Here is a 12,726-nt window from a genome sequence, read left to right as displayed (position 1 = left end):
AAAAGGGGGATAGACTGTGGTCTATCCCCCTTTTTTATTTTTTAGAATAAATGAGCTCAATGTTGACTATTTTACTGCGATTTAAGGTAATTTTATAACGTTGATAAAGTGTTTTATCACCTTCTGTGTGCACCAATACCATATTTAATTGATAACGTCGCTCAACGGCTTGTTTTGATATTTTATTGCTATCTAAATGGTAAAGCTTACCTTCACCACGTTTTAAATAACGGGCAAATGGCGCTAGGTTAAATTGCAGTGTTTGCTGCAACGTATCGTATCCAGGTAAAAACTCTTTGGCCGACACGCGCGTCTCACTTGCAAAGTGCAGCCATTGCGCAGCCTGTTTGTTTTGCTGGCGACGTTTTGAAAAAATGGTTTGAACTTCTTTCGGTATTTTTTTAAAACGCGTGTACTCAAGCCAAATAAACTGGCTGGCTATTTTGTCTTTGGTAATACTATTTTTAAAGGTAAATCGCCATTTTGGCCGCCCTTGAACTATTGCGCGCCAAATTACACGGGTGATATCTTCTTTAAATATTTCACGCAAACCATAAATTACACCCAGTATCAAAATAAGAGTCGCTGTTACCTCTGTAAAACTGGAACGTGCATTAAGAATTACCAGCATCACAAACGCCATAATAACCGCCGTTACCGTCCCTTTTACCAAGCGCTTTAGGTAACTATTTAAAAAGCGAGTATTGCGCTGAAGTATTACTCCATGCTCAATTAAACGTTGCAATAAACGCATTTTATTTGTGATTCGATTGGCGTCTTGAAGGGTGGTTTCAGAGTTATAGTTTTTATCTGCTCTGTACACGTTTTCGCTTTTACAAAATTGTAAAAGGTCGTTCCGCTCTTTAGCAAAATCGCTACTGCGCGGGCCTTCATCTAGTAATTTTAAAAATGATTGCTCAACGTGCCAACTCAGATAGTTATCTGCGTTTGTATAAAACGGCAGTAACTTTTCATCATCGGGCGTATAACGGCGTAGCTTTTTTAATAGGCCTTCACTTTGCTCAAATAATTCATTTGCACGATTATAAAACTCTTCTGCCTCGCTTAACTTAAGCGCATCCTTAATATCAGCATCGAGCGCTAAACGCACTTGGTAACAAAATAAGTTTAGATTTTGCCTGTAGTCTTGCTGTTCGCCTTTGTTTTTACTTACAAAACGGCTTCGTACTAATGGCAAGTGAATATTGTTAGCGTTGTAAGCTAAGTGAGATTTGAACTGATTGTTGAAGTAAGATTCTTCGCTCAGTGTTTTAGGGTTTATTCCCATTTCGTTAGGAATAGAAAAGTACAGATCAATACGCTGCTCTGAACGCGCATTTAACTCGGGCTCAATGACAAAAGATAAATTTTCGTCTTGTTTTAACAATCAACTCTCCTTTTTCTATTCGTTTTAGTTTACTTGCCTCCAGTAATTTGTTCAATAAAAAAGGCCCCGTAAACACGGAGCCTTACTCGTTTAAATATTTAACTTAAACACTGGTTAACGTATTTGTTTGCAGTTAAAACTTATAGTTAATACTTGCGAATACTCGTGAACCAATTACGTCGTAAATCTCAGGTACGGTGCCCATGTCATTTCCGCCTAGTACTTCTTCTGGCTCTTTATCAAAAATATTATTCATGCCACCTGTCACTTTCAGTGACTCATTTAGGTTGTACGTCATTGAAATATCATGGTAAATAATATTGTCTGTGCTGAACGACTCGCCGTAGTAGTCGCCACTCATGCCACGAATAAAGCGTGCGTTATAAAGCACACTAAACGCATCAGACAAATCGTAGTTTACAGATAAGTTAGATTTGATTTTAGAGTAGCCACCAATGTTACCGTCAATAGTCCCCGTATAATCAATATCATCTTGCTCAAATTCAACCAAGTAAGTTGTATCTAAGTTAATACGGTAGTTATCGGCGGTATAACCAATGTTCCAATCAATACCTGACGTTTTTTGAGAGCCAACATTGGTTAATGCTGAGCTTAAGTTTGATAAATCACCCGCTGGAGTAATATTTACCGAATCACACGATTGCGTGTCGCCCGCAAAACAGTTGTTCATTTCGTTTTGTACATCTAAACGCGTGATGGCGTTTGTAATGTCAAACTTCCAGTAGTCAAGTGTTGTAGATAAACCATCAACTACTTCCCACACCATACCAAAGGTAAACGAACGGCTTTCTTCTGCTTGTAAGTCTGCATCACTGGTGTAATTTACCAAAATTTGTGCGTCTTGCTCGTTGCCCCATGGATCGGCTAGGTAATCGTAAGAGCCCGAGTTGCCACCAAATAGTTCAGCAACGTTTGGCGCTCTAAAGCCGGTGGCTAGTACAGAACGAACCATAAATGAATCTGTTACATCCCATGTAGCACCCAGTTTCCAGGTTGTTTCACCACCAAACGTAGAGTAATTATCGTAACGTGCAGCCCCTTCAAGTGTCACGACTTCTAATACCGGCATCGATGTTTCAAAGTAGATAGACTGTACCGAATAGTCACCTTCAGTAGGATCTTGCTGTGCTGCTGTACTTTGGCCCAATTGTGTAATTAAATCAGGTGTGTAAAAACCACTTTCAAAACGGTTCTCTATACCTATTGCGTAACCAATATCGTTATCAGTAAGTGCGCTGTAACCTGCAGATAAGATAAACTGCTCATTTCCACCTTCATTGCTTTCAGTGTAAATAGAATCGTTAGCAGTTAAAAAGTCACGGCTAAGTGAATCACCACTAAACCAAACTGCTTGGTTTGCGTAAATACTTTGCTCTACTTGGCTTGCATTAATAGAGTTTTGTACTTTATCTTTAGAATCGTTTCTGCCGTATGTAGCACTTACATCCCAGCTTGCATCGTTATCTAAGACACCTTGTAATGCCACTGATGCACGATATGTGTCTGTTGTTTGCTCGTATATTCGTGGGCCAGCATCAACCATTCTTCTGCGATACTCTAGCGAATCGGCAAGCTCACCGTCGACAATAAACGCATTGGTGTAGTCGTTATCAAGGTTTGCTGTAAGTAAATCTACACTGGCTGGTTGAGGTGCCAATTGCTGTGATGAATCACGGCGTGTATACATAAGGTCAACATTGAATGTGGTATCAGCGTCTAGCTCTTTATCAAAGCTTGTAAATAAACTGTACAGATCGTTTGGTGTTTGTGCATAACTCGATGTAGTAAAGTCGTACGATGTTGTTCTATCGGCAAACTCACCATTACCTTCGTATGTTTTACCGCCCAGCGTACCTTGTGGAATAAACGAAGACTGCCCTGCAGGCACAAAGCTACGATCTGATTGGATCACCTCGCCACGGCTTGAAAACTGTGCACCAACAACTAAGTTACCATCCGCAACCTGCATGCCATGTAATAAGCTAATACCGTAGTTGTTACCATCACCCTTAGTTGTGCGACTTCCTTCAACATTAAGCTCAGTACCTTCAAAATCTTTTTTAGTGATAATGTTAACAACACCAGCAATTGCATCAGATCCATACACCGCTGATGCACCATCTTTTAAGATTTCAATTGATTTGATCATTGCAACAGGAATGGTATTTAAATCAACTGAAGAGTCTGCACCGGTTCCAGAAGAAACCATACGACGACCATTTAATAACACTAGGGTACGTTGTGACCCCATGCCACGTAAGTTAACAGTTGCAGAACCACCTGAACCATTATTACTTGAAGCACCAAGGCTTATACCCGCAGCAGATGGCTGAGTTGAGAGAATATCGGCAACAGAAGTGAAACCACTTTTTGCAATAAAGTCATCGCCAATAACGGTAATTGGACTGGCTGTTTCCATATCAGTACGGTTGATACGTGAACCCGTGACCTGAATTTTTTCGATTGAATTTGCAGCTTCGTCTGCTGCTAGTACATGTACACTTGAAAACATTGGGATGGCTGCTATTACAGCTAGACCAAGAGTCGATTTAGTCATGAAAGAATCCTACTTGTTGGAATTTACCAAGATTGGTAAAACTCATTTGTTATAAGAAGAATGAGTCGGCAGGCAACTTAAGCGCACTTAACTGAACGAAAACTTAACGCTTGAGTGGTTTTTGACAAAGACAAAAAAGACCAACCTAAAAAAGGTACAAAGGTTACTACTTGTTTCATTGTTAATATAAAAATACAATTTAAAATTAATAAGTTAAAATAATTTTTATACAATTAAAGTACAGATGAAATCAAACACCTCTACTTTGTAATCAAATGTAATTACACCTGTTGTTTAGCAATAATTCAGGTATTAACAACTTAATCACACCCCATTATTAAAAAGGTAAAAGCACCTGAAAGTTGCTAACTCATAAGAAAAGCTTTTGGTTCATAGTGAATAATAAGTTCGCTTATTTTGCGTGGGTATTACTGCTCATAATTTGGTCTACACTATATGAATAACGTGAGATTTTGATATTAACTATGGTTATAAATCAAATTAGTTGGCTGGAATAAATACGGCATTTGCGAGAGCTTAACTTTGTGACTACGCACTTTTGACAGGACTAATTAAAAAATTAGTTTTAGATGTATTTTTTGAAATTTTAGCACTAATGACTAAAGGGTTAGTGCATTTAATTAATTACGTTTTGCTGCGCATTGGCATTACAGGTTCAAGTTTGAACCTATCAAAAAGAAAAGTTTATAAGCTTAGGTAAACAACAAATTTGGGATAAAACGTGATCGGTTAACTGGTTAATTCGTAATATTATTAAAGCTCGTTAGTAGGTAACATAAAAGTAATAGTTAAGGGTATCTTCGGTTGAAGTGATTGTATTTATAACAGTTAATTCAAGGGTCCAAAGCATATTGTTTTCTGAGCAAATGCCAACCATGGTTTCGCTTTGCCACAAATCCCCTCGCTGTACAAACTGCTGCGGGATAAATCCCATGTACATACTTACGCCTTTTAATTTTGCTTGGCTGATTTTTGTATTGTTGGGTAATTTGCTGAAAATTGTAAAAGGTGTTTCAGGTGATAGAGATTGATCACTGAGCCACACTTTCACTTTATTTGGGAAGGTACATTCTTGGTTAGGTTCGCAGTTTGAATTTTTATGTATGCTTGCGTCTTTTTGATTATCAAAATCACAGGCGGTCAACAATAAAAGTAGCAAAAACACATAACATAGTTGGGTTGCTTTCATAAAAATTCGCTCCGAATAAAAGCAGATACTAATAATCAAGCTTATAAATGACAAGCATGGCCCACTAAATAATCAAATTTAGGCAGTCAGCTAATCAAAAAATAGACAACAAAGCCACAAAGTTTGATTGATGTCATAATATTACGTAATTGACCTATCTTTTTTAGGCCAAAAAATTTATTATTTCCCTCGCAAAAATTAGGGTTTCTCGAGTTTGTTTTCTGAAGCATTCATGCTTTGAACGTTTTAGGTAACATGCTTGTGAAGTAATAGTAGGCCCCACTTTTTAAGTGGGTAATTCATTTCTAAACGCATTTATTGCAGCGGAAGCCAGAAAATGAGCCAAACAGTAGCATCACAAACTGAGTATAACTATAAAGTTGTACGCCAATTCGCTATTATGACAGTGATTTGGGGCATCGTTGGCATGAGTATTGGGGTTCTGATTGCTGCCCAATTAGCTTGGCCAGCACTTAACTTTGATACACCATGGTTAACTTACTCTCGACTACGTCCGTTACACACGAACGCAGTAATTTTCGCATTTGGTACAAGTGCACTTTTTGCGACGTCTTATTACGTCGTGCAACGTACTTGTCAAACGCGCCTTTTCTCAGACAAACTTGCCGCAATTTCATTTTGGGGCTGGCAGCTAGTTATTGTATTAGCAGTAATTACTTTACCATTAGGTATTACAAGCTCTAAAGAATACGCTGAACTAGAATGGCCAATCGATATTTTAATCGCTGTTGTTTGGATTATTTATGCAGTTGTATTTTTTGGTACTTTAATTAAACGTAAAGTATCGCATATCTATGTTGCTAACTGGTTCTATGCTGGCTTTATCATCACTGTTGCAGTATTGCACATTGTGAACAGCATGGCAGTGCCTGTATCGTTAACTAAATCATACTCTATCTACGCAGGTGCAGTAGATGCGATGGTTCAATGGTGGTACGGTCATAACGCTGTAGGTTTCTTATTAACCGCTGGTTTCTTAGGTATGATGTACTACTTTGTACCTAAACAAGCAGGTCGCCCTGTATACTCTTACCGTTTATCGGTCGTTCACTTTTGGGCACTTGTATCTCTATACATTTGGGCTGGTCCTCATCACCTTCACTACACTGCACTTCCAGATTGGACGCAAAGTTTAGGTATGGTTATGTCTATTATCTTATTTGTTCCATCTTGGGGTGGCATGATTAACGGTATAATGACCTTATCGGGTGCATGGCACAAACTGCGTACTGACCCAGTACTTCGCTTCTTAGTTGTATCATTATCTTTCTACGGTATGTCTACGTTTGAAGGCCCAATGATGGCAATTAAATCTGTGAACGCATTATCTCATTACACAGATTGGACTGTAGGCCACGTTCACTCAGGTGCACTTGGTTGGGTAGCTATGATTTCTATTGGTGCTATTTATCACCTTATCCCTGCACTATTTGCACAAGGTCGTATGTACAGCATTAAGCTTGTTAACACACACTTCTGGTTACACACTGTTGGTGTTGTTTTATACATTGTTGCAATGTGGATTTCAGGTGTAATGCAAGGTCTTATGTGGCGTGCAGTAAATGCTGACGGTACATTAATGTATAGCTTTGTTCAGTCTTTAGAAGCATCACATCCTTTCTACATAATGCGTTTTGTTGGCGGTGTATTCATCGTAACAGGTATGTTAGTTATGGCTTATAACGTTTTCCGTACAATTTCAGCTGAAAAAGAATCACTGAAGTTAGACGCGCAAGCACAATTAGCATAACGGAGTGAGATGATGAGCAATAAAAATTCACAAAACAAACATGAAATAGTAGAAAAAAACGTTGGCCTTATGGCCATACTGACTGTATTTGCTATTAGCTTTGGTGCATTAGTTGAAATTACTCCACTTATGTTCCAAGACGACACAACAAAACCAGTAGATGGCTTACGTCCTCTAAATGCATTAGAAATGGAAGGCCGCGATATATACGTGCGTGAAGGTTGTTATAACTGTCATTCACAAATGATCCGTCCTTTTCGTGACGAAGTTGAACGTTACGGCCACTACTCTGTAGCAGGCGAGTCAGTATGGGATCACCCTTTCCAATGGGGTTCTAAACGTACTGGACCTGACCTTGCTCGTGTTGGTAAACGTTACTCGGACGATTGGCATTATGCTCATTTAGTGAACCCGCGTGATGTGGTCCCTGAGTCTAATATGCCAGGTTTCCCTTGGTTAGCAGAGAACACAGTTGATACCAGCTTAACTCTGAAAAAACTACAAATTTTCCGTGATACATTCGCTATTAACCCAGAAAACCCAAAACATCCGGGTTTAGGTTACGGTAGCGATGAAGAACTAATAGCTGACGTTGCCAAAGTTGATGCAATGAATGACGGTAAAGGTGCAACAGAAATGCAAGCCCTTATCGCTTATTTGCAACAGCTTGGCACGCACTTGAAGTAATTATTATGGATTACGGAACATACAGAGGCATTTTAACTCTGGTAATTTTAGTATTGTTTATTGTGATTGTTGTATGGGCATACAGCAAGCGTACCAAAAATCGTTTTGACGACGCCGCTAATGCCATTTTTGAAGATGAAAAAAAACATAACAACACACTCTCTAACGAGGAAAAGGAGTCTGAAAAATGACTAGCTTTTGGAGTATTTGGGTTATTGTTTTAACCCTAGCATGCTTACTTATTATCTTTGGCCTATTAGTGTGGAACTTAAAAAACTACGCTGGTGTTGAAGAAGGTGAAGATTGTGGGCATGAGTATGACGGTATTACCGAACTGAACAATCCGCTGCCTAAGTGGTGGACTTACATGTTCTTCGCAACGTTTATTTGGTCTGTTTATTACCTAGCAGCATACCCAGGTTTAGGTAACTGGGAAGGGTTAGGTAAATGGACAAGCTCTAACCAGGGTATTACCTCTTTAGCGGAATCGAAAGAAGCCGTTAAGTTAGCAGCTGAAGAAGGCCGTTTTGTAAAACTTGATAAAGAGTATGAAGCAGCAGAAGAGCGTTTTGGTCCTATTTTTAACCGACTTGCAAAAGTACCTGTTTTAGATTTAGTTCAATCTAAAATTGATGGTGATGCAGCGCAGCAGCTAGCTCTTGAAAATGGCACAGAGCATGAGCAAACAGATGGTCAATTAGCGCTAGAAATTGGTCAGCGTTTATTCTCTCAAAACTGTGCACAATGTCACGGGTCTGACGCGCGTGGTGGTATTGGCTTCCCTAACCTAACTGATAAAGATTGGTTATATGGTGGCACACCAGACAAAATTAGAGAAACACTCCTAATTGGTCGAGTTGCAGCTATGCCTCCTTGGGGTGCAGCATTAGGTGAGCAAGGTATAAAAGAAATGACAGCACACGTGTTGAGCCTTTCTGGTCGTACAGTTAACCAAAAAGATGCAGCCGCTGGTGCAGCTAAGTTTGCTATGTGTGCAGCGTGTCACGGTGCAGACGGCAAAGGCTCTGTTGCTCATAACTTACCGTTTGGCGCACCAAACTTAACCGACAACATATGGTTATACGGTGGTTCTCAACGTGCCGTTGAAGAAACACTGCTTAACGGTCGTGCCGGTGTAATGCCAGCGTGGAAAGACATTTTAGGTGAAGATAAAATCCACCTTTTAACTGCGTACGTTTACAACTTATCACAAGATAAATAAGCACGCTGTTAATAGAATGTTTATAAATTAATTTATTAAATTCAATAGATTAATCCAGATCAAAAAAGCCTCCACTTGGAGGCTTTTTTTTAGTCTTTTACGTACAATTACTATAAAATAACCTCTTCGAAACTAATATTAGAGTCACTATGCAACCTACTCCGTGGTATAAAAACTTTTGGCCTTGGTTTTTAATTTTTTTCCCGCTAGCAGCTATTGTTGGCTGTATTACTTTACTAATAACGGCAATTGGCAATGGCCCAGATATGGTCGTTGATGATTACTATAAAAAAGGTAAAGCAATTAATTTAGAGCTCAGTAAGTTCGAGAAAGCAAAAGCACTTTACTTACATGGTGAATTAGCCGTAACTAACGACCGAGTGAGTTTTAAATTTACCAAAGGCGATAGCAGTAATGTATCGGCTTTAAAAGTATCGTTTTATCACCGCACAATCAAAGCACACGACTTTGAAGCGACACTTACAGCTAATGCAAACAAAGAATTCACCGCACTTCTTGAAAATTACACTGAAGGTGCCTATTCCATTTTTGTTGAACCTATCGATAAAACATGGAAACTAAAAGAAAACATTACCCTACCTACGGTTGAAACCGTTTTAGTTACGCCTAACTATAAGTAGTTATTATTATGTCTAATTCTTGCTTTCATTGCCTTGAAAGTGTGCCAAAGGGATTTAGCGCCACAGTATCAATAGACGATACCCCTCAGCCAATGTGTTGCATTGGCTGCCAGGCCGTAGCGCAAAATATTGTTGAGCAAGGAATGACTGATTACTACAAATACCGCACAGTCAGTGCGGGTAAAGTAGAGCAACTTGTTCCTGAGCAATTGGCATTTATTAAAAGTTACGACAACGAAGATATTCAAGATGAATTTATAGCCACAAGTAACAATATTTCAGAGGTATTACTGAGTGTTGAAGGCATTACGTGCGCCGCATGTGCGTGGCTTATAGAAAAGCAATTATTGAGTTTAAACACTGTAAAACGGGTGGATGTAAATACCTCAACTAACCGTGCGATGATCCAATGGGACAAAACAGCGACCCCCCTGAGTGATGTTATTACCGCCTTGGCTAAAATAGGCTACAAAGCATATCCATTTCAGGCCGATACCGAAGCACAACAAAAACAACAAACTGCAAAAGCATACATTCGCCGCTTGGGTGTGGCAGGCCTAATGACAATGCAAGTAATGATGTTTGCATTTGCCATGTATTTTGGCATGTTTTCAGGTATGGATAGTAATTTTGAACAGTACTTTAGATGGATAAGCCTTGTATTAGCTTCTCCTGTTATTTTGTATAGTGCGCTGCCCTTCTTAACCAACGCAATTAACGGCTTAAAAGCTAAACAGCTTAATATGGATTTACCTGTTTCTTTAGCAATTTTTGGCGCCTACGGAGCCAGTTGTTATGCAACTGTTATGCAAGTTGGTGAGGTATATTTTGAATCTATTTGCATGTTTACCTTTTTATTATTACTAGGTAAATATTTAGAATTTAGAGCGCGTTTAAAAGCGAGTGAATACACAGCAAACCTTCAAAAGTTACTACCACTAACGGCTCGCACGCTTACAGATAGTGGTGAAGAACTCATTATTGCGGCTAAAAAGCTTAAACTTAATGATGTTGTGCTAATTAAAGCAGGTGAAACCATTCCCGCCGACGGCGAACTCATTAAAGGTAAAACGACCGTTGATGAATCAATGATGACCGGCGAGCACCAACCGGTTAACAAGTTCATAGGCCATAATGTGTATGCCGGCTGTGTAAACCACGATGGTGTTATTGAAATTAAAATAAATAAAATAGGCCAAAACACCCTTTTAAATCAAATTATTCGTCTGCAACACAATGCGCTCACAAAACGGCCTAAGCTGGTCGAAATAACCGATAAAGTAGCACAAGGGTTTGTAGCTTGCTTGTTGGTATTTGCCTCGTTGACCGCCATTGGTTGGTATCAAATTGATCCCGAGCATGCTTTTTGGATTACTATTTCAGTATTAGTCGCAACCTGCCCTTGCGCTTTAAGCCTAGCAATACCGACAGCCCTAACCTGTGCAATTGCCAGCCTAACCAAAAAGGGGATTTTAATAAAACAAGCCCATGTGCTTGAAACCCTCTCAAAACTAACCTTATTTGCGTTTGATAAAACAGGCACACTCACACAAGGTAAATTTAGCCTTGATGAAGTAGATATTATCGACAACAGCTACTCAAAGGATGATGTAATGGCTATTGCAGCAATGTTGGAGCGCTTTTCTGAGCACCCGATTGCAAGTGCATTTGACGGCTACACTCCAGCAAAGCATAGTCTTCATAACATTGAAGTGCACGCAGGTTTAGGGATTAGTGCACAAGATGAAACCACCCACTACGCTATAGGCAAAAGTGGTTGGTTTGATAGTCAAAAAACAAACGCGCAAGCCAGTTTGTATATAAACAAACGCGTTGTGGCACGTTTTTATTTTGTAGATAAAGTAAAGCACGATGCTCAAAGTTTAATTAAATCGTTACATGCGCAGCAATTAACTTGCCACATGCTTACTGGCGATGCGTCAGATGCCGGCAAAAAAGTAGCTAAGCAATTAAACTTAGACAGCGTGCAATCTGGTTGCTCACCACAAGATAAACAAACAGCCGTAGAGGCATTTTCATCTCAAAATGAGGTGGTAGCTATGGTGGGTGATGGCATAAACGATAGCCCTGTATTTGCAAGCGCCCATTTGTCTATTGCAATGGAAACTGGCGCTGATATATCAAAAAACAGCGCCGATGTTGTACTGCTAAATAGCGATTTAGCGTCTATTGATCACTTACTCAATATAGCTAAACAGACCCGGCGTATTATTAAACAAAACCTAACATTGTCTTTATTATATAATGGTTCAATATTACCGCTTGCAGCACTTGGGTTAGTTGCTCCATGGATGGCCGTCATTGGTATGTCTGCTAGCTCAATTATTGTGATTTGTAATTCACTAAGGCTATTAAAGTTATGAGCATAATTTATATTTTGATCCCCATTGCCATATTGTTTGTGCTTATTGCCATTGGTGTATTTTTTTGGGCGGTAAGAAGCGAGCAGTTTTCTGATTTGAACAAACAAGGCCACAGTATTTTGTTTGAAGATGACAAAGAGCAGCATAACAAAAGTAATGATTGACCCTTTATACATTAGCGCATTTTTAATGGGTTTGATTGGCAGCGGCCACTGCATAGCAATGTGTGGAGGAATTGCCAGCTCGTTACAATTAGCCAGCGACAAACGTAAAACACTTACCTATTCATTTGCTTATAATATAGGGCGAGCAATAAGTTACATGCTTGCAGGCTCACTCGTTGCGGGTATAAGCAGCCAATTTGCTAAACAAAACACATCATTTTCTATAACGCTTTCATTTATTGCAGCAATTTTTATGCTGTTGGTAGGCGTTTACATAATGCGCTTAGGACCTACACTTCAATGGCTTGAAAAAGTGGGTAAAACACTTATTTGGCGGCATATTGTTAAGCTTAACAAATATTTAATGCCGGTTGACTCAACAGTTAAAGCCATAGGCTACGGGGCTTTATGGGGCTGGCTTCCGTGCGGTTTGGTTTATTCAGCGCTAACCTGGGCAATGACGAGCCCCACAGCATTTGATGGCGCAATGGTTATGCTATGTTTTGCACTAGGTACATTTCCTGCCATGATCACAGTAGGGATCACTGCGCAAAAACTCAATAGCATTATAAATCATCCTTGGACCCGAATAGTATTAGGCAGTGTTATAATTTGGTATGGTATCTACTTATTGATTATTGCAACCGACAAGTTAGTACATTAATGTTAAAATTTACTAACC

11 protein-coding genes are annotated in these 12,726 nt (G+C 39.4%); 8 read left to right on the top strand and 3 right to left on the bottom strand.

Annotation, left to right across the window (positions count from 1 at the left end; translation table 11 throughout):
• Positions 1-34: 34 nt before the first annotated feature.
• The 3 genes from AC27JL_RS16945 to AC27JL_RS16935 form a co-directional block, all read right to left on the bottom strand.
• Positions 35-1,387, bottom strand: coding sequence for a hypothetical protein (locus tag AC27JL_RS16945; RefSeq protein ID WP_008126399.1), 1,353 nt, complete (start codon positions 1,385-1,387; stop codon positions 35-37).
• Positions 1,388-1,520: 133 nt separating this feature from the next.
• The gene (locus AC27JL_RS16940; protein ID WP_487196134.1) at positions 1,521-3,965 is read right to left on the bottom strand and encodes a TonB-dependent receptor; all 2,445 of its coding nucleotides are present in this window, start codon (positions 3,963-3,965) and stop codon (positions 1,521-1,523) included.
• Between the two features lie 784 nt (positions 3,966-4,749).
• Positions 4,750-5,175, bottom strand: coding sequence for a hypothetical protein (locus AC27JL_RS16935; protein WP_487196133.1), 426 nt, complete (start codon positions 5,173-5,175; stop codon positions 4,750-4,752).
• Positions 5,176-5,512: 337 nt separating this feature from the next.
• Between AC27JL_RS16935 and ccoN the strand changes: the two genes are divergently transcribed.
• The 8 genes from ccoN to AC27JL_RS16895 all read left to right on the top strand — a co-directional run bounded on the left by ccoN (position 5,513) and on the right by AC27JL_RS16895 (position 12,708).
• Complete coding sequence (gene ccoN / locus AC27JL_RS16930; RefSeq protein WP_006794295.1) at positions 5,513-6,946, top strand: cytochrome-c oxidase, cbb3-type subunit I; 1,434 nt, start codon at positions 5,513-5,515, stop codon at positions 6,944-6,946.
• A 12-nt stretch (positions 6,947-6,958) separates the two neighbouring features.
• Positions 6,959-7,633 (top strand): cytochrome-c oxidase, cbb3-type subunit II, encoded by a 675-nt coding sequence (gene ccoO / locus AC27JL_RS16925; protein WP_006794296.1) that lies wholly within the window; start codon positions 6,959-6,961, stop codon positions 7,631-7,633.
• A gap of 5 nt (positions 7,634-7,638) precedes the next feature.
• A complete protein-coding gene (locus AC27JL_RS16920) occupies positions 7,639-7,824 on the top strand; it encodes a CcoQ/FixQ family Cbb3-type cytochrome c oxidase assembly chaperone (RefSeq protein ID WP_006794297.1) in 186 nt (61 codons plus the stop codon).
• Positions 7,821-8,855 carry a c-type cytochrome gene (locus tag AC27JL_RS16915; protein WP_008126414.1) on the top strand — a complete coding sequence of 345 codons (1,035 nt, stop codon included), beginning with the start codon at positions 7,821-7,823 and terminating at the stop codon, positions 8,853-8,855. The genes AC27JL_RS16920 and AC27JL_RS16915 overlap by 4 nt, the downstream gene beginning before the upstream one ends.
• A gap of 149 nt (positions 8,856-9,004) precedes the next feature.
• On the top strand, positions 9,005-9,496 hold the full coding sequence (locus AC27JL_RS16910) for a FixH family protein (protein WP_006794299.1): 492 nt from the start codon (positions 9,005-9,007) through the stop codon (positions 9,494-9,496).
• Positions 9,497-9,504: 8 nt separating this feature from the next.
• Positions 9,505-11,880 carry a heavy metal translocating P-type ATPase gene (locus AC27JL_RS16905; RefSeq protein WP_487196132.1) on the top strand — a complete coding sequence of 792 codons (2,376 nt, stop codon included), beginning with the start codon at positions 9,505-9,507 and terminating at the stop codon, positions 11,878-11,880.
• Positions 11,877-12,044 carry a cbb3-type cytochrome oxidase assembly protein CcoS gene (gene ccoS, locus AC27JL_RS16900; protein WP_006794301.1) on the top strand — a complete coding sequence of 56 codons (168 nt, stop codon included), beginning with the start codon at positions 11,877-11,879 and terminating at the stop codon, positions 12,042-12,044. The genes AC27JL_RS16905 and ccoS overlap by 4 nt, the downstream gene beginning before the upstream one ends.
• Positions 12,037-12,708: a sulfite exporter TauE/SafE family protein gene (locus AC27JL_RS16895; RefSeq protein ID WP_008126423.1), complete on the top strand. Its 672-nt coding sequence runs from the start codon at positions 12,037-12,039 to the stop codon at positions 12,706-12,708. Before ccoS ends, AC27JL_RS16895 begins: the two co-directional genes overlap by 8 nt.
• The last annotated feature ends 18 nt before the right edge of the window (positions 12,709-12,726 follow it).

This window comes from Pseudoalteromonas sp. 4NS20-0020 (genome assembly GCF_057554385.1).
Note: the sequence above shows the minus strand (reverse complement) of the source record. Positions and strands in the feature narration are given on the sequence as shown.

Excerpts from the sequence above, each read along its gene's own strand:
- AC27JL_RS16940 (WP_487196134.1), bottom strand. The coding sequence starts at position 3,965 with ATGACTAAATCGACTCTTGGTCTAGCTGTAATAGCAGCCATCCCAATG.
- AC27JL_RS16915 (WP_008126414.1), top strand. The coding sequence starts at position 7,821 with ATGACTAGCTTTTGGAGTATTTGGGTTATTGTTTTAACCCTAGCATGC.
- AC27JL_RS16895 (WP_008126423.1), top strand. The coding sequence starts at position 12,037 with ATGATTGACCCTTTATACATTAGCGCATTTTTAATGGGTTTGATTGGC.
- ccoN (WP_006794295.1), top strand. The coding sequence starts at position 5,513 with ATGAGCCAAACAGTAGCATCACAAACTGAGTATAACTATAAAGTTGTA.
- AC27JL_RS16935 (WP_487196133.1), bottom strand. The coding sequence starts at position 5,175 with ATGAAAGCAACCCAACTATGTTATGTGTTTTTGCTACTTTTATTGTTG.
- ccoO (WP_006794296.1), top strand. The coding sequence starts at position 6,959 with ATGAGCAATAAAAATTCACAAAACAAACATGAAATAGTAGAAAAAAAC.
- AC27JL_RS16920 (WP_006794297.1), top strand. The coding sequence starts at position 7,639 with ATGGATTACGGAACATACAGAGGCATTTTAACTCTGGTAATTTTAGTA.
- AC27JL_RS16905 (WP_487196132.1), top strand. The coding sequence starts at position 9,505 with ATGTCTAATTCTTGCTTTCATTGCCTTGAAAGTGTGCCAAAGGGATTT.
- ccoS (WP_006794301.1), top strand. The coding sequence starts at position 11,877 with ATGAGCATAATTTATATTTTGATCCCCATTGCCATATTGTTTGTGCTT.
- AC27JL_RS16910 (WP_006794299.1), top strand. The coding sequence starts at position 9,005 with ATGCAACCTACTCCGTGGTATAAAAACTTTTGGCCTTGGTTTTTAATT.